This window comes from Bacillus sp. 204(2023) (genome assembly GCF_037027505.1).
Taxonomy (GTDB): Bacteria; Bacillota; Bacilli; order Bacillales; family Bacillaceae; genus Bacillus; species Bacillus subtilis.
In genome coordinates, this window is sequence record NZ_JAXCHE010000001.1 from 574,753 (window position 1) to 594,715 (window position 19,963).

At 44.3% G+C, this 19,963-nt stretch carries 23 protein-coding genes; all 23 read left to right on the forward strand.

Going from position 1 to position 19,963, the window contains the following annotated elements; all coding sequences use genetic code 11:
• The first annotated feature begins 83 nt into the window (after positions 1–83).
• The 23 genes from ansA (at position 84) to lysA (ending at position 19,945) form a co-directional block, all read left to right on the forward strand.
• Positions 84–1,073, forward strand: a complete 990-nt coding sequence (ansA, locus tag WA279_RS03145) for an asparaginase (RefSeq protein ID WP_004399032.1) — start codon at positions 84–86, stop codon at positions 1,071–1,073.
• Positions 1,074–1,117: 44 nt separating this feature from the next.
• On the forward strand, positions 1,118–2,545 hold the full coding sequence (gene aspA / locus WA279_RS03150) for an aspartate ammonia-lyase (protein ID WP_014480179.1): 1,428 nt from the start codon (positions 1,118–1,120) through the stop codon (positions 2,543–2,545).
• Between the two features lie 140 nt (positions 2,546–2,685).
• Positions 2,686–4,092, forward strand: coding sequence for a malate-H+/Na+-lactate antiporter MleN (mleN, locus tag WA279_RS03155; protein ID WP_014480178.1), 1,407 nt, complete (start codon positions 2,686–2,688; stop codon positions 4,090–4,092).
• A 17-nt stretch (positions 4,093–4,109) separates the two neighbouring features.
• A complete protein-coding gene (locus WA279_RS03160) occupies positions 4,110–5,429 on the forward strand; it encodes an NAD-dependent malic enzyme (RefSeq protein WP_004398731.1) in 1,320 nt (439 codons plus the stop codon).
• A 99-nt stretch (positions 5,430–5,528) separates the two neighbouring features.
• Complete coding sequence (locus WA279_RS03165) at positions 5,529–5,744, forward strand: hypothetical protein (RefSeq protein ID WP_336154246.1); 216 nt, start codon at positions 5,529–5,531, stop codon at positions 5,742–5,744.
• A 100-nt stretch (positions 5,745–5,844) separates the two neighbouring features.
• Positions 5,845–6,489 carry a stage II sporulation protein M gene (gene spoIIM / locus WA279_RS03170; RefSeq protein WP_014477241.1) on the forward strand — a complete coding sequence of 215 codons (645 nt, stop codon included), beginning with the start codon at positions 5,845–5,847 and terminating at the stop codon, positions 6,487–6,489.
• A gap of 112 nt (positions 6,490–6,601) precedes the next feature.
• Positions 6,602–7,051 carry a ferric iron uptake transcriptional regulator gene (gene fur, locus WA279_RS03175; protein ID WP_003223972.1) on the forward strand — a complete coding sequence of 150 codons (450 nt, stop codon included), beginning with the start codon at positions 6,602–6,604 and terminating at the stop codon, positions 7,049–7,051.
• A gap of 123 nt (positions 7,052–7,174) precedes the next feature.
• Positions 7,175–7,402, forward strand: a complete 228-nt coding sequence (locus tag WA279_RS03180) for a YqzK family protein (RefSeq protein WP_014477240.1) — start codon at positions 7,175–7,177, stop codon at positions 7,400–7,402.
• Between the two features lie 7 nt (positions 7,403–7,409).
• Positions 7,410–8,300, forward strand: a complete 891-nt coding sequence (xerD, locus tag WA279_RS03185) for a site-specific tyrosine recombinase XerD (RefSeq protein ID WP_336154248.1) — start codon at positions 7,410–7,412, stop codon at positions 8,298–8,300.
• Positions 8,301–8,459: 159 nt separating this feature from the next.
• Positions 8,460–9,644, forward strand: coding sequence for a phosphopentomutase (gene deoB / locus WA279_RS03190; protein ID WP_032722059.1), 1,185 nt, complete (start codon positions 8,460–8,462; stop codon positions 9,642–9,644).
• A gap of 12 nt (positions 9,645–9,656) precedes the next feature.
• Positions 9,657–10,472: a purine nucleoside phosphorylase I, inosine and guanosine-specific gene (locus tag WA279_RS03195; RefSeq protein WP_003230447.1), complete on the forward strand. Its 816-nt coding sequence runs from the start codon at positions 9,657–9,659 to the stop codon at positions 10,470–10,472.
• 154 nt (positions 10,473–10,626) lie between these two features.
• The gene (dacF, locus tag WA279_RS03200; RefSeq protein ID WP_031315198.1) at positions 10,627–11,796 is read left to right on the forward strand and encodes a D-alanyl-D-alanine carboxypeptidase DacF; all 1,170 of its coding nucleotides are present in this window, start codon (positions 10,627–10,629) and stop codon (positions 11,794–11,796) included.
• Positions 11,797–11,891: 95 nt separating this feature from the next.
• Positions 11,892–12,245 (forward strand): anti-sigma F factor antagonist, encoded by a 354-nt coding sequence (gene spoIIAA, locus WA279_RS03205; protein WP_003223957.1) that lies wholly within the window; start codon positions 11,892–11,894, stop codon positions 12,243–12,245.
• A complete protein-coding gene (spoIIAB, locus tag WA279_RS03210) occupies positions 12,242–12,682 on the forward strand; it encodes an anti-sigma F factor (RefSeq protein ID WP_014477237.1) in 441 nt (146 codons plus the stop codon). Before spoIIAA ends, spoIIAB begins: the two co-directional genes overlap by 4 nt.
• 11 nt (positions 12,683–12,693) lie before the next feature.
• Positions 12,694–13,461 carry an RNA polymerase sporulation sigma factor SigF gene (gene sigF, locus WA279_RS03215; protein WP_003230458.1) on the forward strand — a complete coding sequence of 256 codons (768 nt, stop codon included), beginning with the start codon at positions 12,694–12,696 and terminating at the stop codon, positions 13,459–13,461.
• Positions 13,462–13,587: 126 nt separating this feature from the next.
• On the forward strand, positions 13,588–14,208 hold the full coding sequence (spoVAA, locus tag WA279_RS03220) for a stage V sporulation protein SpoVAA (protein ID WP_015714205.1): 621 nt from the start codon (positions 13,588–13,590) through the stop codon (positions 14,206–14,208).
• Positions 14,198–14,623, forward strand: a complete 426-nt coding sequence (gene spoVAB / locus WA279_RS03225) for a stage V sporulation protein SpoVAB (RefSeq protein ID WP_003230463.1) — start codon at positions 14,198–14,200, stop codon at positions 14,621–14,623. Before spoVAA ends, spoVAB begins: the two co-directional genes overlap by 11 nt.
• Before the next feature lie 12 nt (positions 14,624–14,635).
• Entirely contained in the window at positions 14,636–15,088 is a 453-nt protein-coding gene (spoVAC, locus tag WA279_RS03230) for a stage V sporulation protein AC (protein WP_003223947.1), read from the forward strand.
• Positions 15,089–15,100: 12 nt separating this feature from the next.
• Entirely contained in the window at positions 15,101–16,117 is a 1,017-nt protein-coding gene (spoVAD, locus tag WA279_RS03235) for a stage V sporulation protein AD (RefSeq protein ID WP_003230465.1), read from the forward strand.
• A 1-nt stretch (position 16,118) separates the two neighbouring features.
• A complete protein-coding gene (spoVAE, locus tag WA279_RS03240) occupies positions 16,119–16,469 on the forward strand; it encodes a stage V sporulation protein AE (protein ID WP_003230467.1) in 351 nt (116 codons plus the stop codon).
• Positions 16,470–16,476: 7 nt separating this feature from the next.
• Positions 16,477–17,088 carry a stage V sporulation protein SpoVABEA gene (gene spoVAEA, locus WA279_RS03245; protein ID WP_003230469.1) on the forward strand — a complete coding sequence of 204 codons (612 nt, stop codon included), beginning with the start codon at positions 16,477–16,479 and terminating at the stop codon, positions 17,086–17,088.
• Positions 17,039–18,520 (forward strand): spore germination protein SpoVAF, encoded by a 1,482-nt coding sequence (gene spoVAF / locus WA279_RS03250; protein ID WP_003230471.1) that lies wholly within the window; start codon positions 17,039–17,041, stop codon positions 18,518–18,520. Before spoVAEA ends, spoVAF begins: the two co-directional genes overlap by 50 nt.
• Positions 18,521–18,625: 105 nt before the next feature.
• The gene (gene lysA / locus WA279_RS03255) at positions 18,626–19,945 is read left to right on the forward strand and encodes a diaminopimelate decarboxylase (protein ID WP_251187845.1); all 1,320 of its coding nucleotides are present in this window, start codon (positions 18,626–18,628) and stop codon (positions 19,943–19,945) included.
• The last annotated feature ends 18 nt before the right edge of the window (positions 19,946–19,963 follow it).

The window sequence follows — 19,963 nt, forward strand, 5'->3', positions numbered from 1 at the left end:
GTGTCTATAATTGCATTAAAAGTATGCGAAAAGCGAATACCTTCTCGCAACCCATCTTTAGATACAGTGAAGAGGTGCATGGTATGAAAAAATTATTGATGTTGACAACTGGGGGAACGATTGCTTCAGTTGAAGGGGAAAATGGGCTGGCTCCCGGAGTCAAGGCTGATGAATTATTAAGTTACGTATCAAAACTTGATAACGATTACACAATGGAAACTCAGTCGCTTATGAATATAGACAGCACCAATATGCAGCCTGAATACTGGGTGGAAATAGCGGAAGCCGTTAAGGAAAATTATGATGCCTATGACGGGTTTGTTATTACTCACGGTACAGATACAATGGCCTATACATCTGCCGCACTATCGTATATGCTGCAGCATGCCAAAAAGCCGATTGTCATCACCGGCTCGCAGATTCCGATCACGTTCCAAAAAACCGATGCCAAAAAAAATATTACTGATGCCATTCGATTTGCCTGTGAAGGCGTGGGCGGCGTTTATGTTGTATTTGACGGCAGAGTCATTCAGGGAACGCGTGCGATCAAATTAAGAACGAAAAGCTACGACGCATTTGAAAGCATCAATTACCCATATATCGCTTTTATCAATGAAGACGGGATCGAATACAACAAACAAGTAACGGAACCTGAGAACGACACCTTCACAGTTGACACTTCACTATGCACAGATGTATGTCTGCTGAAGCTGCATCCAGGCTTAAAGCCCGAAATGTTTGATGCCCTGAAAAGCATGTACAAAGGAATTGTCATTGAGAGTTATGGCAGCGGAGGGGTGCCGTTTGAAGGCAGAGACATTTTGTCAAAAGTGAATGAACTGATCGAAAGCGGCATTGTCGTCGTCATTACGACTCAATGTCTTGAAGAAGGCGAAGACATGAGCATTTACGAGGTTGGCCGCAGAGTCAACCAAGACTTAATTATCCGATCAAGAAATATGAACACAGAAGCAATTGTGCCAAAATTGATGTGGGCGCTAGGTCAGTCTTCGGATCTTCCTGTCGTCAAGAGAATTATGGAAACGCCGATAGCTGATGACGTTGTCCTGTAAAATGTAAAAACGATAACCAGCAAAGAGAAAGAAGGTTAAAGATTATGTTAAACGGCCAAAAAGAATATCGCGTGGAAAAAGACTTCCTTGGGGAAAAACAAATTGAGGCAGATGTTTATTACGGAATTCAGACGCTCCGTGCTTCTGAAAATTTCCCGATCACAGGATACAAAATCCATGAGGAAATGATTAACGCACTGGCGATTGTGAAAAAAGCTGCGGCTCTTGCCAACATGGACGTGAAACGGCTGTATGAAGGAATTGGCCAAGCTATCGTACAAGCCGCTGACGAGATTCTGGAAGGCAAGTGGCACGATCAGTTTATCGTCGATCCGATTCAGGGCGGTGCCGGAACTTCTATGAACATGAACGCGAATGAGGTTATCGGAAACCGGGCGCTTGAAATCATGGGCCATAAAAAGGGAGATTATATCCATTTAAGTCCAAACACACATGTGAACATGTCACAGTCTACGAACGATGTGTTCCCGACTGCTATTCATATTTCCACATTGAAGCTCTTGGAAAAACTGCTGAAAACAATGGAAGATATGCATAGTGTGTTTAAGCAAAAAGCACAGGAGTTTGACTCTGTTATTAAAATGGGCCGGACACACCTTCAAGATGCGGTTCCGATCCGTCTTGGCCAGGAATTCGAAGCTTACAGCCGTGTTCTCGAGCGTGATATCAAACGAATCAAGCAATCGCGCCAGCACCTGTATGAAGTCAACATGGGCGCAACTGCTGTTGGTACAGGGCTGAACGCTGATCCTGAATATATCAAACAGGTAGTAAAGCACCTTGCTGATATTAGCGGGCTTCCTCTTGTCGGCGCTGATCATCTTGTTGATGCGACACAAAATACAGATGCCTATACAGAGGTATCAGCTTCATTAAAAGTCTGCATGATGAACATGTCGAAGATCGCAAACGACCTGCGCTTAATGGCGTCGGGGCCGCGCGCCGGACTTGCGGAAATTTCTCTGCCTGCACGTCAGCCGGGTTCATCTATTATGCCGGGGAAAGTCAATCCGGTTATGGCGGAGCTGATCAACCAAATTGCGTTCCAGGTTATCGGAAACGACAATACAATCTGCCTTGCTTCAGAAGCGGGCCAGCTTGAGTTGAACGTCATGGAGCCCGTGCTTGTCTTTAATTTGCTTCAATCCATCAGCATCATGAACAACGGCTTCCGTTCGTTCACTGATCATTGCTTAAAAGGCATCGAAGCCAACGAAAAGCGGTTGAAGCAATATGTAGAAAAAAGCGCTGGAGTGATCACTGCAGTCAATCCGCATCTTGGATATGAAGCGGCAGCTAGAATTGCCAGGGAAGCAATTATGACAGGGCAATCTGTCCGGGATCTTTGTCTGCAGCATGATGTGCTGACTGAAGAAGAATTGGATATTATTTTAAACCCATATGAGATGACCAAACCAGGTATCGCAGGGAAAGAACTATTAGAAAAATAAAATTTGTACAAAATACAGCTTATTCATCTCCGAATAGTCGGATGAATAAGCTGTTTACAACATAGGGATGAGGAAGTATAGTATACGTGTTGCACTATATATTGAAAGCGTTTTAGCTTTTACATGAAGGGGGACTTCTTTTGAAGGATGTAAGATTGCCAACACTATTTGAAATTATTATTGTACTAGGAGTATTTTTAGCACTTGTTCTATCGTTTACAGTCTTTCTCGACTTGCCGATACAGCTGGCGCTTTTTGTTTCATGGTTTATTGCAATGCTTTTAGGTATAAGACTCGGTTATTCTTATAAAGATTTACAAAATGCGATTGTACATGGGATATCAAATGGCCTTGAAGCCGTACTGATTCTCGTTTCAGTTGGGGCGCTCATCGGAACATGGATTGCCGGAGGCGTTGTGCCGACTTTGATTTATTACGGACTGGAATTTATTCACCCAAGTATCTTTTTGCTGGCAACGTTAATTATTTGTTCCATTATGTCTGTGGCAACAGGAACGTCATGGGGAACAGTCGGAACTGCCGGCATTGCCATGATCGCAATTGGAGAGGGTTTAGGCATTCCGCTTCCTCTAGTAGCGGGAGCTATTCTTTCAGGTGCTTATTTCGGGGACAAGCTGTCTCCGCTGTCTGACAGTACAGTTCTAGCTTCTTCACTATCAAAAGTCGATGTATTGGCTCACGTGAGAGCAATGCTTTATTTATCAATACCTGCTTATGTCATTACAGCTATACTCTTTACAGTTGTTGGATTTATGTACGGCGGGAAAAATATTGATCTTGATAAAGTTGAATTTTTAAAATCATCTTTGCAAAACACGTTTGACATTCATATTTGGATGCTGATCCCGGCAGTTGTCGTCATAGTCTTATTGGCGATGAAAAAGCCATCTATGCCGGTTATCGTAATTGGTGCTTTACTCGGTGCAATCTGGGCTGTTGTTTTCCAAGGAATGGATATTGCCCATGCGATTGCAACTGCGTACAACGGCTTCTCTATTAAAACCGATGTTGAATTTTTGAACGGCTTGTTAAACCGCGGTGGAATTGTCGGTATGCTTGATTCTCTCGTCGTCATCATCTTTGGCCTTGGTTTCGGCGGTCTGCTTGAGAAACTCGGCGTGTTAAAAGTCATTGTTTCAACGTTTGAAAAGAAATTAACTTCAGCCGGCAATGTCACATTGTCTACACTGATCGTAGCGTTTTTAGCAAACATCTTCGGCTGTGCGATGTATGTATCTCTTATTTTGACTCCGAAAATTATGGAAGACAGCTATGATCGCTTACATCTGGACAGAAGAGTGTTATCACGTAACTCAGAGGTCGGGGGAACATTGACTTCGGGGATGGTTCCTTGGTCTGATAATGGGATTTACATGGCTGGTATTTTAGGTGTTTCTACCTTCTCTTATCTGCCGTTTATGTGGCTCAGTTTTGTAGCAATAGGTCTTGCAATTATCTATGGTTATACAGGAAAATTTATATGGTATACGAAAAACAATACAGTTAAAGCCGAAAAACTAGGCTAATAGGGGAGGATCACTGAATGATAGCGAAACACATGATTCGGACACTGATGATCGAAACGCCTTCGGTTCCCGGAAATCTTGGAAGGGTAGCTACGGCAATCGGCCTTCTGGGCGGAGATATTGGTGAAGTGGAGACGGTAAAAGTCGGACCCAATTACACAATGCGGAATATTACCGTTCAAGTGGAGAATGAAGAACAGCTTCAGGAAGTGATCGCGGCTGTACAGGCCCTCGGAGAAGGGATCAGGCTTCACACCGTATCTGATGAAGTCCTATCCGCACATGAAGGCGGAAAAATCCAAATGAAAAGCAAAATGCCGATCCGTTCACTGGCAGAGCTGGGACGTGTGTATACACCAGGTGTTGCGGACGTGTGCCGACTGATCGAAAAAGAACCTGAAAAAGCTTCTATTTACACAACGATCAGCAATTCTGTTGCAATTGTAACGGATGGAACCGCAATTTTAGGCCTTGGGAATATTGGCTCTGTGGCTGGCATGCCTGTCATGGAAGGAAAGGCTGCTTTGTTTGATCAGCTGGCGGGTATTAGCGGCATTCCGATACTGCTTGATACGAGTGATCCTGAAGAAATCATCAAAACAGTAAAACATATTTCTCCGGGCTTTAGCGGCATCCTTCTTGAGGATATCGGTTCGCCGCATTGTTTTGAAATCGAGGATCGCCTAAAAGAGGAGCTGAACATCCCTGTTATGCACGATGACCAGCATGGTACAGCTGTAGTGACACTGGCAGCTGCCATTTCGGCATGCAGGAGTGCGGGGGTTGACCTGAAGGAAGCGAAAGTGGGGCAAATCGGCCTTGGCGCAGCAGGCGTGGCCATCTGCCGGATGTTCATGGCTTATGGTGTGAATGCTGTGTACGGAACAGACAAATCAGAGTCAGCAATGAACCGTCTCGAACAATACGGCGGACAGGCAGTTTCCAGTATTGAGGAGCTTATGGAAACATGTGATATTGTCATTGCTACAACGGGCGTTCCGGGTTTAATAAAACCGGCATTTGTACGTTCTGGTCAAGTGATTCTGGCTTTATCGAATCCGAAGCCGGAAATTGAGCCGGAGGCCGCACTGCAGGCTGGCGCCGCATATGCAGCTGACGGGCGTTCTGTTAATAATGTACTCGGTTTTCCAGGGATTTTTAGAGGAGCGCTTAACGCAAAAAGCACGGAGATTAATCATGATATGCTTGTCGCAGCAGCAGAGGCCATCGCAGCTTGCACTAAACAAGGTGATGTTGTCCCTCAGCCGCTTGATTCAAAAGTCCATCATGCGGTAGCAGCAGCTGTCGAGCATGCAGCTCTTACAGCAGTGAAATAAATGTAGCTATACAGCACCTGTCATAGCAGGTGCTGTTTTTTTCTTATCAGTGTTCAATTTTGTTATCATTACTATGAAAATAAAAAAGGGAGTGATCACATGGCAAAAAGCCAAGCGAAAAAGAAGCGGGAGCATCAACTAAGAAACGGTGGACGTGACGTCTTATTATCAAGAGGCAGCGCACCATCTTTTAGCACACATGAAAGAATGACAAAAAGCAAAAAAGAGATTTTGAATAAACGGAAGCATAAGAATCCTTATGATCATACAGCAGTTGATGATAAGGATTTTTTTGTGCCCCAAAAAGCCGCCTAGCATTCGTCTCTATCGTTTCTTTTTGAAAAAGGGCATGTTTTTCCGTTTCTTTCATACAATCTATTAAATCAAATCACTAGAGCGGGCGGGAGGAAACGGTATGCGAAAAATCTCTTATAAAGACATGTTTCTCAGGCACGTCAAAGATCATCTTTCTCTTTATATATTTGTGTCAGTGCTGTTTTTCATGGGCGTCATCTTTGGCGCGATTATTGTCAACAGCATGACGATCAGCCAGAAAGAAGATTTATACTACTATTTAAGTCAATTTTTTGGACAGCTTTCGGATGGAAAACAGGCAAGTTCAGCTGATATGTTTGGGCAAAGTATCTTTCATAATGCAAAGTATTTAGGCCTGATGTGGATCCTGGGGATTTCTGTCATTGGGATGCCGATTATTTTCATCATGGTCTTTCTGAAAGGGATCGTTGTCGGCTTTACTGTCGGGTTCCTAGTCAATCAGATGGGAGTAAGCGGGTTTTTCCTATCTTTTGTCTCCGTTTTGCCGCAAAATGTGCTGCTGATTCCGGCTTATCTCATTATGGGCACATGTGCAATTGCGTTTTCTTTAAAGTTAATCAGACAGCTGTTCGTGAAACGAAGCCTGCATGACGCGCCAATTCAATGGTTCGGGCGGTATGCTTTTGTGCTGCTGGTCATTCTGTTTTTAGCGCTGATTTCATCTCTCTTTGAAGCATACTTATCTCCTGTTTTAATGGAAAAGCTTACATCTAGACTTTTTTAAAATTATTATTAAAAGAAAACCGTTTTATTTATCAGTTTATAATAATTATAGTTGGAACTCTGCGCGTATTTTGTTATAATGAGTCATGGAATGCGGCGTAGGAGGGAAAGACATGGAAAACCGTATTGATCGAATTAAGAAACAACTGCACTCATCCAGCTATAAACTTACGCCACAGCGTGAAGCGACAGTAAGAGTGCTGCTTGAAAACGAAGAAGACCATTTAAGCGCAGAAGATGTATACCTCCTCGTAAAAGAGAAATCTCCTGAGATCGGTCTCGCTACAGTATACCGTACGCTTGAATTATTAACTGAATTAAAAGTCGTAGATAAAATTAACTTTGGAGACGGTGTGTCCCGTTACGACCTTCGGAAAGAGGGCGCAGCTCACTTTCATCACCACTTGGTGTGCATGGAGTGCGGAGCCGTTGATGAAATTGAAGAAGATTTGCTTGAAGACGTGGAAGAAATCATTGAACGTGATTGGAAATTTAAGATTAAAGATCATAGATTGACGTTTCACGGCATTTGCCACCGCTGTAACGGAAAAGAAACTGAATAGACGGTGCCGAGCGCGAACCTTTTCTCATGGGGAAAGGGTTTTTTGCTGTTTCTATGTATAAAACCTTTCTGATTTGGCATATGGTTTATATAACTGGAACCATAGGAAAGGATCGATTAGGACATGGGAAGATTCCTGAAAACAGCTGTCGATGCATTGAAAGTTTTCATCCTGTTTACCGGTTTTACCGCTTTGTTCTATTATGCTATGATATGGGTGAATCAAGAGTATGAAAACTATCATCGGTATGATAAACCGGAAGGCTCCGCTGTAAAAGTTGTTGAAATGGATCAGGATGAAAAAGGCGGATGGCTCGACCGGTTGATCTTTTTTTACCAAAACGGGGAGTAGATCAAGAGTGAAAGATCAAATAAAGGATTTCATCCACTACGTCATGGTAGAGAGAGGGCTCTCTCAAAATACGATCGTATCCTATGAACGTGACTTGAAAAGCTATTCTCTCTACTTAACAGAAACCCTTCATGTGACGGATTGGAATCACGTTACCCGCATACATATTATCCAATACTTAAAGCATTTGAAGGACTCGGGGAAATCCGGCAAGACATCGGCGCGGCATTTGGCATCCATTCGCTCTTTTCATCAATTTCTGCTCAGGGAAAAAATAACGGATAAGGACCCTTCCGTTCATATCGAAACACAAAAGACGGAACGGGCGCTTCCGAAGGTGCTCGCACTCAATGAAGTCGAGCGGTTATTGGACACGCCTAAGCTGACGAGCCCTTTCGGATATCGGGATAAAGCAATGCTGGAGCTGCTTTATGCGACAGGAATACGAGTCAGTGAAATGATTGAGTTGAAAACGGCAGATGTTCATTTATCTATGGGGTTTATCCGATGCTTCGGCAAAGGAAGAAAAGAACGGATTGTGCCAATTGGTGAAGCCGCCGCTTCCGCCATTGAGGAATATATGACAAAAGCCAGGGGAAAACTGTTAAAAAATAATGTATCTGACGCCCTCTTTTTAAATCATCACGGCAAACAGATCAGCCGCCAGGGATTTTGGAAGAACCTGAAAAAAATCGCGTTGGAAGCCGGCATTAAGAAAGAGCTGACTCCGCATACACTCAGGCATTCCTTTGCGACGCATCTGCTTGAGAACGGGGCAGATTTAAGAGCGGTGCAGGAAATGCTCGGTCATGCGGATATATCCACGACGCAAATTTATACGCATGTGACGAAAACAAGGCTGAAGGATGTGTACAAGCAGTTTCATCCGCGAGCATAGCCGCAGTGGCTGCGGCTTTTTTGTTTAGAGCGACAGAAAATATTGAAGTTTCTCATTATTTCCAAATACATTGTCAACGGGAATGAAAACGGTTTATACTTGAGTTGTCAGACCTCTTAGCGATACAATAGACGTATAGAAAAAAAGGAGGCTTTCAAGATGCCTGCATACAAATATAATCGTGTGTTTTTAATTGTGATGGACTCAGTCGGAATCGGCGAAGCGCCGGATGCCGCTGACTTTAATGACGAAGGCGCTCATACGCTCGGTCATATTGCCGAGCATATGAACGGATTACATATGCCGAATATGGAAAAGCTCGGCCTTGGTCTTATCGAAGATATCAAAGGTGTAGAAAAAACAGAACATCCGCTTGCCTATTATGGAAAAATGCAAGAAGCGTCAAACGGAAAAGATACGATGACCGGCCATTGGGAGATTATGGGTTTATACATTGATAAACCATTTAAAGTGTTCCCGGAAGGCTTTCCTGATGAATTGCTTCAAGAGCTGGAAAAGAGATCTGGCCGCAAAATTATTGGAAACAAGCCGGCTTCCGGCACAGCGATTTTGGATGAGCTTGGTCAGGAGCACATGGAGACAGGGGCTTTAATTGTTTACACGTCTGCTGACTCTGTTCTGCAAATTGCCGCTCACGAAGAGGTTGTGCCGCTTGAGGAGCTGTATCGCATTTGCGAAACGGCGAGAGAGCTGACGCTTGATCCGAAATATATGGTTGGCCGCATTATTGCACGGCCGTTCGTCGGAGAGCCGGGTCAATTCAAACGAACGCCAAACCGCCATGACTATGCCCTTAAACCGTTTGATCGCACTGTCATGAATGAATTGAAAGACAGCGGCTTAGATGTGATTTCAATCGGTAAAATCTCTGATATTTACGACGGAGAAGGCATTACTTCTTCACGCAGAACGGTTTCTAATATGGACGGAATGGACAAGGTGATCGATACGCTGGGAGAAGACTTTACGGGTCTGAGCTTTGCGAACCTTGTTGATTTTGACGCGTTATTCGGACACCGCCGTGACCCTGAAGGCTACGGACGCGCGCTTGAAGAATTTGATGCGCGGCTTCCGGAAGTGTTTGAAAAAATGAGAGAAGACGATCTGTTAATTATTACAGCCGACCACGGCAATGATCCGATTCATCATGGGACTGACCATACACGCGAGTATGTGCCGATTCTCGCTTACAGCAAAAAACATAAGAAAGCGCAAATGCTGCCGCTTGCAGATACATTTGCCGATATTGGCGCAACGATCGCTGATAATTTCCAAACGAATAAACCGAAATACGGGAAAAGCTTTTTATCTTTATTACAATAGGGGGACTGTTTCTTGAAGGACAGAATTGAACGCGCAGCCGCTTTTATTAAACAAAACCTGCCGGAATCTCCGAAGATCGGCCTTATTTTAGGCTCAGGTCTTGGCATTTTGGCGGACGAAATCGAAAATCCGGTCAAGCTGAAATATGAAGACATACCTGAATTCCCGGTATCTACTGTTGAAGGGCATGCCGGACAGCTTGTGCTTGGCACTCTTGAAGGAGTTTCCGTCATTGCAATGCAGGGCCGCTTTCATTTTTATGAAGGCTACTCAATGGAGAAAGTCACATTCCCTGTACGCGTGATGAAAGCGCTCGGTGTGGAAGCGTTGATCGTGACAAATGCCGCAGGCGGTGTCAACACTGAATTCCGTGCGGGAGATTTAATGATTATTACCGATCATATCAACTTTATGGGAACAAACCCGTTAATCGGGCCAAACGAAGCAGATTTCGGCGCCAGATTTCCAGATATGTCTTCAGCCTATGACAAAGATCTGTCCAGCCTGGCTGAAAAGATTGCGAAAGACCTTAATATCCCAATTCAAAAAGGCGTGTACACTGCTGTGACAGGACCTTCTTACGAAACACCGGCAGAAGTCCGTTTCTTAAGAACGATGGGCTCTGATGCAGTCGGCATGTCTACTGTTCCGGAAGTCATTGTAGCGAATCATGCGGGAATGCGGGTTCTTGGCATTTCCTGCATCTCTAATGCGGCAGCCGGAATTCTGGATCAGCCTTTAAGTCACGATGAAGTTATGGAAGTGACCGAAAAAGTAAAGGCTGGATTCTTAAAGCTTGTTAAAGCGATCGTCGCTCAGTACGAATAAATATGAATCAATGCAGGACCAAAAGACAGCTGTGTCTGATATCACACAGCTGTCTTTTTTTATGCCCAAAATTCGAAACATTTTCCATCAGTGGCGTATAAAACCATCCCGCTTGGAAAAAATAAAAAGGATTATGAAATGGAGGGCTTTTGAGATGAAACGTCTTTTATCCACTTTGTTGATTGGTATAATGCTGCTTACATTTGCACCGTCTGCATTTGCAAAACAAGACGGAAAACGTACATCGGAGCTTGCTCATGAAGCGAAGTCTGCGGTGCTGATAGAACGTGATACGGGAAAAGTGCTTTACAACAAGAACAGCAATGAGAGACTGGCGCCTGCAAGCATGACGAAAATTATGACGATGCTTTTGATTATGGAAGCTTTAGATAAAGGCAAAATCAAAATGAGTGATAAGGTCCGTACAAGCGAGCATGCGGCGTCAATGGGCGGCTCACAGATATTCCTTGAGCCCGGCGAAGAAATGACTGTCAAAGAAATGCTGAAAGGCATCGCAATCGCTTCGGGAAATGACGCTTCCGTTGCCATGGCTGAATTTATTTCCGGCTCTGAAGAAGAATTTGTGAAGAAAATGAATAAAAAAGCAAAAGAGCTGGGATTGAAAAATACATCCTTTAAAAACCCAACAGGACTGACCGAGGAAGGACACTACAGCTCTGCTTATGACATGGCAATCATGGCTAAGGAATTATTGAAATACGAATCAATTACGAAGTTTACCGGCACGTATGAAGATTATCTGCGTGAAAATACAGATAAAAAGTTTTGGCTTGTAAATACAAATCGCCTTATCAAATTTTATCCTGGTGTAGACGGCGTAAAAACAGGCTATACAGGCGAAGCGAAATATTGTCTGACTGCTTCGGCTAAAAAAGGAAACATGCGGGCCATAGCGGTTGTATTCGGAGCGAGCACGCCTAAAGAAAGAAACGCGCAAGTGACAAAAATGCTTGACTTCGCCTTTAGCCAGTATGAAACGCATCCTTTATATAAACGAAATGAAACAGTAGCAAAAGTAAAGGTCAAAAAAGGGAAACAAAAATTTATCGAACTCACTACATCTGAGCCGATTTCAATATTGACGAAAAAAGGCGAGGATATGAACGATGTGAAAAAAGAAATCAAGATGAAGGACAATATTAGTGCTCCGATTCAAAAAGGCCAAGAGCTTGGCACTCTTGTTCTGAAAAAGGATGGAGAAGTACTCGCTGAAAGTCCTGTTGCTGCAAAAGAAGATATGAAGAAAGCCGGGTTTATCACATTCTTGAAGCGGACGATGGGAGACTGGACAAAATTTAAGTAATTATGCCGAATGACCACTAGTTTTGTCACGGTGAAGGAATTCATTCCGTCGAAATCGAAACACTCATTATCCGATCATATCAAGGAGGAATGAGCATGAGCCTTGGAATTGACATGCATGTCAAAGAATCTGTGCTTTGTATTCGATTAACAGGCGAACTCGATCACCATACGGCTGAAACCCTGAAGCAAAAAGTGACTCAATCATTGGAGAAGGATGATATTCGCCATATCGTGCTGAACTTGGAGGACCTTTCCTTTATGGACAGCTCGGGGCTTGGCGTTATTTTAGGAAGATACAAGCAAATTAAGCAAATTGGCGGGGAAATGGTCGTTTGCGCTATCTCTCCTGCGGTGAAGCGATTGTTTGATATGTCGGGCCTGTTTAAAATTATCCGATTTGAACAATCTGAACAGCAGGCGCTCCTGACACTGGGGGTGGCATCATGAAAAATGAAATGCACATTGAGTTTTCTGCCCTCAGTCAGAATGAATCGTTCGCCCGTGTGACAGTTGCTTCATTTATAGCTCAGTTGGACCCGACAATGGATGAACTGACTGAAATCAAAACAGTCGTGTCAGAGGCTGTCACGAATGCGATTATCCATGGATATGAAGAGAACTGTGAAGGGAAAGTTTACATTTCAGTGACGCTGGAAGATCATGTCGTATATATGACCATTCGTGATGAAGGCTTAGGCATTACAGATCTTGAAGAAGCCCGTCAGCCTCTATTTACGACTAAGCCTGAGCTTGAGCGCTCTGGAATGGGCTTTACCATTATGGAAAATTTCATGGATGATGTCAGTATCGATTCATCGCCTGAAATGGGAACAACGATTCGCTTAACAAAGCACTTATCAAAAAGCAAAGCGCTTTGTAATTAAGGAGATTTGTTATGGATGTGGAGGTTAAGAAAAACGGCAAAAACGCTCAGCTGAAGGATCATGAAGTAAAGGAATTAATCAAACAAAGCCAAAATGGCGACCAGCAGGCAAGAGACCTCCTCATAGAAAAAAACATGCGTCTTGTTTGGTCTGTCGTACAGCGGTTTTTAAACAGAGGATATGAGCCTGACGATCTCTTCCAGATCGGCTGCATCGGGCTGTTAAAATCTGTTGACAAATTTGATTTAACCTATGATGTGCGTTTTTCAACGTATGCAGTGCCGATGATTATCGGAGAAATCCAGCGATTTATCCGTGATGACGGAACTGTAAAGGTATCACGGTCATTAAAAGAGCTTGGAAACAAAATCCGGCGCGCGAAGGATGAGCTTTCGAAAACACTGGGAAGAGTGCCGACGGTGCAGGAGATCGCTGACCATTTGGAGATTGAAGCTGAGGATGTTGTACTGGCCCAAGAGGCGGTAAGGGCTCCATCTTCGATTCACGAAACCGTTTATGAAAATGACGGAGATCCGATTACCCTGCTCGATCAAATCGCTGACAACTCAGAAGAAAAATGGTTTGACAAAATTGCGCTGAAAGAAGCGATCAGCGATTTGGAGGAAAGGGAAAAATTAATCGTCTATCTCAGATATTATAAAGACCAGACACAGTCTGAGGTGGCTGAGCGGCTCGGGATCTCTCAGGTGCAGGTTTCCAGGCTTGAAAAGAAAATATTAAAACAGATCAAGGTTCAAATGGATCATACGGATGGCTAGTCTGCAGTGCAGGCTAGCTTTTTTATGTGCAAAAGCGTGGTAATTTATGGTCTTTTCGAGCGGATGAATGAGAACAAAATCGAACCACATACTACATATATAACCACCGAAAGATGGTGATCAATGATGGAACGACGAATATTTATCCGGCTTCGCCACCGGGTGCTGGCACATCCAGGGGATATTATTACCGTTGGAGATGCCGCGCAAATAGAAGGGCAGCTTCAGCTGAAAAAGAAACTTTCGGCTATGCCGCTTTATCAGGTGAGCGAAAAAGATAAAAATATCGTAATTCTGGATATCATACAAGTCCTCAGAGCCATTCATTTACAAGATCCGACACTTGATGTTCAAACCGTAGGCGGAGCAGAAACCATTGTTGAAATTCAATATCGAAAGCGAAATTTATCAACGGTTCTATTTATCGGTGTCTGGCTGCTTCTGTTTATTGGATCGTGTCTTGCCATCATGAACTTTCATGAGGATGTAAGCATGAGAGATGTTCATATCGCACTATATGAAATCATAACCGGAGAGAGGAATGACTATCCATATTTGCTTCAAATCCCATACAGCATCGGTTTGGGACTGGGGATGATCGTGTTTTTTAACCACATATTTAAAAAGCGCCTAAATGAAGAGCCCAGCCCGCTGGAGGTTGAGATGTTTAACTATCAGCTTGATCTCGATCAATATGTGGCCATGCATGAGAATCAAGAAACCATAAAGGATCTGCATGATCGTTAGTGTATTGTTCATTATTTTTGTCGGGCTCGGCGGAGGCATAACGGTGGGGGCGGGTTTCGTTGCTTTTTTAACCGTAATGGGAATCATTCCGCGGCTGATGCAGCTCACCAAAACAATGAGATTTGTTCAGGCTTATGAAGCGGCTGTTATTCTTGGCGCGGTTTGCGGGGGATGGGAGACGCTTCATATGAATCATCTTTATCTAACAAAATGGATAGCTGTGCCGGTCGGGCTTCTGGCAGGTTTGTTCGTCGGGATGCTAGCGGCTGCTCTTACAGAGGTTTTAAATGTCCTGCCAATTTTGGCGAAACGAATCGGGCTCAGAAGTAAAATCATTATTTTATTAATGGCCATCGTGATTGGGAAAATCGCGGGATCTTTATTTCACTGGCTGTACTTTATTGACCATTCATAAGGAGATTTCAAGATGACAAACATAAAAGAAAATTACAAATCAAAAGTGAAAACATATCAGCCTAAGCCGCCTTACGTCTGGAACTGTGTAAAAGCCTTTTTAGTGGGCGGGCTGATTTGTGCAATTGGGCAAGGTCTGCAAAATTTTTATATCCATTTTTTTGATTTCAATGAAAAAACTGCGGGGAATCCAACAGCTGCAACGCTGATACTAATTTCTGCCCTGCTTACAGGGTTCGGCATCTATGACAGAATCGGACAATTCGCAGGCGCAGGTTCAGCCGTACCTGTCACAGGTTTTGCCAACAGTATGGCAAGCGCGGCTCTTGAATATAAAAGCGAAGGATTAGTGCTTGGAGTAGCGACAAATATGTTTAAACTGGCAGGTAATGTTATTGTTTTCGGAGTTGTAGCTGCATACATCGTTGGAATGATTCGGTTTGCTTTTGAGAAACTGATGTCATAGGAGGAGAAGAAAATGAAATTAACAGGAAAGCAAACCTGGGTATTTGAACATCCCATATTTGTCAACTCAGCGGGAACGGCAGCAGGACCAAAGGAAAAAGACGGACCGCTCGGCTCTTTATTTGATAAAACCTATGACGAAATGCATTGTAATCAAAAAAGCTGGGAAATGGCGGAACGGCAGCTGATGGAAGACGCTGTTAATGTTGCGCTTCAAAAAAACAATCTGACAAAAGATGATATTGACCTATTGCTGGCAGGCGACTTGCTGAACCAAAACGTGACGGCTAACTATGTGGCAAGACACTTGAAAATCCCATTTCTTTGTATGTTTGGCGCCTGTTCAACATCAATGGAAACAGTGGCTGTCGCATCAGCCTTAGTTGATGGCGGGTTTGCCAAAAGGGCACTCGCTGCCACTAGCAGTCACAATGCAACTGCGGAAAGACAGTTTCGCTATCCGACAGAATACGGAGGGCAAAAACCGGACACTGCTACCTCCACTGTAACCGGAAGCGGTGCAGTTGTCATCAGTCAGACACCGGGTGATATCCAAATCACAAGTGCGACTGTCGGAAAGGTTTCTGATTTAGGAATTACAGATCCTTTTGATATGGGATCGGCTATGGCTCCGGCTGCAGCTGATACGATTAAGCAGCACTTTAAAGATCTCAACCGGACAGCGGATGATTATGATCTAATCCTGACAGGTGACCTGTCAGGCGTCGGTTCTCCAATCGTAAAAGACATCTTAAAAGAAGATGGATATCCAGTCGGCACAAAGCATGATGATTGCGGGCTTCTGATTTACACTCCGGATCAGCAGGTCTTTGCCGGGGGGAGCGGCTGTGCTTGTTCAGCGGTTGTCACCTACTCTCATATTTTTAAGCAGCTGAGAGAAGGAAAACTAAACCGTGTATTTGTCGTGGCGACCGGGGCGCTATTAAGCCCGACGATGATCCAGCAAAAAGAAACCATCCCGACTATCGCCCACGGGGTTGTATTTGAGCGTGCAGGAGGTGCATCTTAACATGGACTACCTTTTGGCTTTTGTCTGCGGCGGGGCCATTTGTATCGTCGGCCAGCTGCTCTTGGATATTTTTAAATTGACGCCAGCTCATGTTATGACATCATTTGTTGTAATCGGTGCAATATTAGATGGTTTCGGCATTTACGATAAATTTATTGAATTTGCCGGAGGAGGCGCCACCGTTCCGATCGTCAGCTTCGGTCACAGTCTTCTGCACGGCGCCATGCATCAGGCGCATATACACGGATTTATCGGTATCGGCATGGGGATTTTTGAGCTGACCTCGGCCGGTATCTCAGCCGCTATTCTTTTCGCCTTTATCGTAGCTGTTATTTTCAAACCGAAAGGATAATGCCGACATGACGACAAAACGCAAGGTCATACTGGTAACAGACGGGGATGTTTATGCCGCTAAAACAATTGAATACGCCGCAAGCAAAGTGGGAGGTCGATGCATTTCACAATCAAAAGGGAATCCTTCCACCCGCAGCGGCGCCGAGCTTGTCAAGCTGATCGCCTCAGCACCGTATGATCCTGTATTTGTCATGTTTGACGACTCCGGCCTTCAAGGAGAGGGTCCGGGAGAAGCCGCTCTAACCTATGTCGCAACCCATCCGTCTATTGAAGTGCTCGGTGTGATTGCGGTCGCGTCAAAAACACATCAGGCTGAATGGACCAGGGTCGATGTAAGCATTGATCGCAATGGAGAAATAACTGAATACGGCGTCGATAAAGTCGGGGAAAGAGAATTTGATGACCACAGAATGAGTGGAGATACAGTCTATTGCCTTGATAAACTTGATCTCCCGCTTATTGTCGGTATCGGGGATATCGGCAAAATGGGCAGAAAAGACGATATCTCAAAAGGGTCGCCAATCACCATGAAAGCGGTCGAGTTTATTTTAGAAAGGAGCGGGTATCATGCCGGACCACAAGGAAGAGAAAATTCGGGTCTATCGGAATCCAGCTAAAAATGAAGAGTATTTCAAAAACCGTGTTGGGATGGGGACGAGCTATGATGTAGGTGTTCGCAAACTCACGATTTTAGATAAAGAGATCCAGCTTTACTATCTAAATGGATTATGCGATACAGCCTATATTATTCATTTAATGAGAGAGCTTGTTGCCATTAACAATCGGAAAGAAGACCCTGATGAGCTGGTCGACATCGTCGAAAACAGGCTGCTTAACGCCCAGGTCGAAAAAGTAAAAACCTTGGATGAAACCACCGACCAAGTGCTGTCCGGGCTCGTCGCTGTCATTGTTGAAGGTGCAGGCTTCGCATTTATAATTGACGTCAGAAGCTATCCGGGCAGAAACCCGGAAGAACCTGATACGGAAAAGGTAGTCAGAGGAGCCAGAGACGGATTTGTTGAAAATATCGTCGTCAATACGGCCCTTCTCAGAAGGCGGATCAGAGACGAGCGCCTTCGAGTCAAGATGACTAAAGTTGGCGAGCGGTCAAAGACGGATTTAAGCATTTGTTATATAGAAGATATAGCTGATCCGGATCTGGTTGAGATCGTAGAAAAAGAAATTGCATCCATTGATGTCGATGGATTAACAATGGCAGACAAAACTGTCGAGGAATTCATTGTGAATCAAAGCTATAATCCTTTTCCGCTCGTGCGCTATACAGAAAGACCGGATGTGGCCGCAAATCATGTTCTAGAAGGCCATGTTATCATTATAGTGGACACATCGCCGAGTGTGATCATTACCCCGACGACTTTATTTCACCATGTGCAGCATGCTGAAGAATATAGGCAGGCGCCTTCAGTCGGGACCTTTTTAAGATGGGTAAGATTTTTCGGTATTCTTGCTTCTACTTTATTTCTTCCGATCTGGTTTCTCTTTGTGCTTCAGCCTGATCTGCTCCCGGACAACATGAAATTTATCGGTTTAAATAAAGATACGCATATCCCGATCATCCTGCAGATATTTTTAGCTGACTTAGGAATCGAGTTTCTTAGAATGGCTGCCATTCACACCCCGACGGCTTTATCGACAGCAATGGGTTTAATTGCCGCTGTTCTGATTGGGCAGATTGCGATTGAGGTCGGCCTTTTTTCGCCTGAGGTGATTCTGTACGTCTCACTTGCGGCGATTGGAACCTTTACGACGCCTAGTTATGAATTAAGCTTGGCAAACAAAATGAGCCGTCTTGTCCTCATGATACTCGTTGCCTTATTTCATATAAAAGGGCTCGTCATCGGATTTACAGTGCTAATTATTGCCATGGCAAGCATCAAATCCCTTCAGACACCGTACTTATGGCCGCTGATTCCCTTTAACGGAAAGGCGCTGTGGCAGGTTCTTGTCCGCACAGCGAAACCTGGCGCAAAAGTAAGACCCAGTATCGTTCACCCCAAAAATCGCTTAAGACAGCCTACCAATTCATAATCGCATTGAAACTGACTGAAGAGTATGATAATGTATGTCTTAATTATGAAGGGACAGTCCATAAAACTGTCCTTTCATCCATAAGCGGAGAAAGAGGGAATGACATTGTTCTTACACGGCACAAGCAGACAAAATCAACATGGTCATTTAGAAATCGGAGGTGTGGATGCTCTCTATTTAGCGGAGAAATTTGGTACACCTCTTTACGTATATGATGTGGCTTTAATACGTGAGCGTGCTAAAAGCTTTAAGCAGGCGTTTATTTCTGCAGGGCTGAAAGCACAGGTGGCATATGCGAGCAAAGCATTCTCATCAGTCGCAATGATTCAGCTCGCTGAGGAAGAGGGACTTTCTTTAGATGTCGTATCCGGAGGAGAGCTATATACGGCTGTTGCGGCAGGCTTTCCGGCAGAACGCATCCACTTTCATGGGAACAATAAGAGCAGGGAAGAACTGCGGATGGCGCTTGAGCACCGCATCGGCTGCATTGTGGTGGATAATTTCTATGAAATTGCGCTTCTTGAAGACCTATGTAAAGAAACGGGTCACTCCATCGACGTTCTTCTTCGGATCACGCCCGGAGTAGAAGCGCATACGCATGACTACATTACAACGGGTCAGGAAGATTCAAAGTTTGGTTTCGATCTTCATAACGGACAAACTGAACGGGCCATTGAACAAGTATTACAATCGGAACACATTCAGCTGCTGGGTGTCCATTGCCATATCGGCTCGCAAATCTTTGATACGGCCGGTTTTGTGTTAGCAGCGGAAAAAATCTTCAAAAAACTAGACGAGTGGAGAGATTCATATTCATTTGTATCCAAGGTGCTGAACCTTGGAGGAGGTTTCGGCATTCGTTATACGGAAGATGATGAACCGCTTCATGCCACTGAATACGTTGAAAAAATTATTGAAGCTGTGAAAGAAAATGCTTCCCGTTACGGTTTTGACATCCCGGAAATTTGGATCGAACCGGGCCGTTCTCTCGTGGGAGACGCAGGCACAACTCTTTATACGGTTGGCTCTCAAAAAGAAGTGCCGGGTGTCCGCCAATATGTGGCTGTAGACGGAGGCATGAACGACAATATTCGTCCTGCGCTTTACCAAGCTAAATATGAAGCTGCGGCAGCCAACAGGATCGGAGAAGCGCATGACAAAACGGTATCGATTGCCGGAAAGTGCTGTGAAAGCGGAGATATGCTGATTTGGGATATTGACCTGCCGGAAGTAAAAGAAGGCGATCTTCTTGCCGTTTTTTGTACAGGCGCTTATGGATACAGCATGGCCAACAATTATAACCGTATTCCGAGACCCGCCGTTGTATTTGTCGAAAACGGTGAGGCTCATTTAGTCGTGAAGCGAGAAACATACGAAGATATTGTAAAACTTGATTTGCCATTTAAAACGGGTGTAAAGCAATAAAAGAAAGCGCCGATTTTT

What these genes read in the sequence shown, in the direction of transcription:
- ansA (WP_004399032.1), top strand. Translation starts at nt 84, where the DNA reads ATGAAAAAATTATTGATGTTGACAACTGGGGGAACGATTGCTTCAGTT.
- aspA (WP_014480179.1), top strand. Translation starts at nt 1,118, where the DNA reads ATGTTAAACGGCCAAAAAGAATATCGCGTGGAAAAAGACTTCCTTGGG.
- WA279_RS03160 (WP_004398731.1), top strand. Translation starts at nt 4,110, where the DNA reads ATGATAGCGAAACACATGATTCGGACACTGATGATCGAAACGCCTTCG.
- WA279_RS03165 (WP_336154246.1), top strand. Translation starts at nt 5,529, where the DNA reads ATGGCAAAAAGCCAAGCGAAAAAGAAGCGGGAGCATCAACTAAGAAAC.
- spoIIM (WP_014477241.1), top strand. Translation starts at nt 5,845, where the DNA reads ATGCGAAAAATCTCTTATAAAGACATGTTTCTCAGGCACGTCAAAGAT.
- fur (WP_003223972.1), top strand. Translation starts at nt 6,602, where the DNA reads ATGGAAAACCGTATTGATCGAATTAAGAAACAACTGCACTCATCCAGC.
- WA279_RS03180 (WP_014477240.1), top strand. Translation starts at nt 7,175, where the DNA reads ATGGGAAGATTCCTGAAAACAGCTGTCGATGCATTGAAAGTTTTCATC.
- deoB (WP_032722059.1), top strand. Translation starts at nt 8,460, where the DNA reads ATGCCTGCATACAAATATAATCGTGTGTTTTTAATTGTGATGGACTCA.
- dacF (WP_031315198.1), top strand. Translation starts at nt 10,627, where the DNA reads ATGAAACGTCTTTTATCCACTTTGTTGATTGGTATAATGCTGCTTACA.
- spoIIAA (WP_003223957.1), top strand. Translation starts at nt 11,892, where the DNA reads ATGAGCCTTGGAATTGACATGCATGTCAAAGAATCTGTGCTTTGTATT.
- spoIIAB (WP_014477237.1), top strand. Translation starts at nt 12,242, where the DNA reads ATGAAAAATGAAATGCACATTGAGTTTTCTGCCCTCAGTCAGAATGAA.
- sigF (WP_003230458.1), top strand. Translation starts at nt 12,694, where the DNA reads ATGGATGTGGAGGTTAAGAAAAACGGCAAAAACGCTCAGCTGAAGGAT.
- spoVAA (WP_015714205.1), top strand. Translation starts at nt 13,588, where the DNA reads ATGGAACGACGAATATTTATCCGGCTTCGCCACCGGGTGCTGGCACAT.
- spoVAB (WP_003230463.1), top strand. Translation starts at nt 14,198, where the DNA reads ATGATCGTTAGTGTATTGTTCATTATTTTTGTCGGGCTCGGCGGAGGC.
- spoVAC (WP_003223947.1), top strand. Translation starts at nt 14,636, where the DNA reads ATGACAAACATAAAAGAAAATTACAAATCAAAAGTGAAAACATATCAG.
- spoVAD (WP_003230465.1), top strand. Translation starts at nt 15,101, where the DNA reads ATGAAATTAACAGGAAAGCAAACCTGGGTATTTGAACATCCCATATTT.
- spoVAE (WP_003230467.1), top strand. Translation starts at nt 16,119, where the DNA reads ATGGACTACCTTTTGGCTTTTGTCTGCGGCGGGGCCATTTGTATCGTC.
- spoVAEA (WP_003230469.1), top strand. Translation starts at nt 16,477, where the DNA reads ATGACGACAAAACGCAAGGTCATACTGGTAACAGACGGGGATGTTTAT.
- spoVAF (WP_003230471.1), top strand. Translation starts at nt 17,039, where the DNA reads ATGCCGGACCACAAGGAAGAGAAAATTCGGGTCTATCGGAATCCAGCT.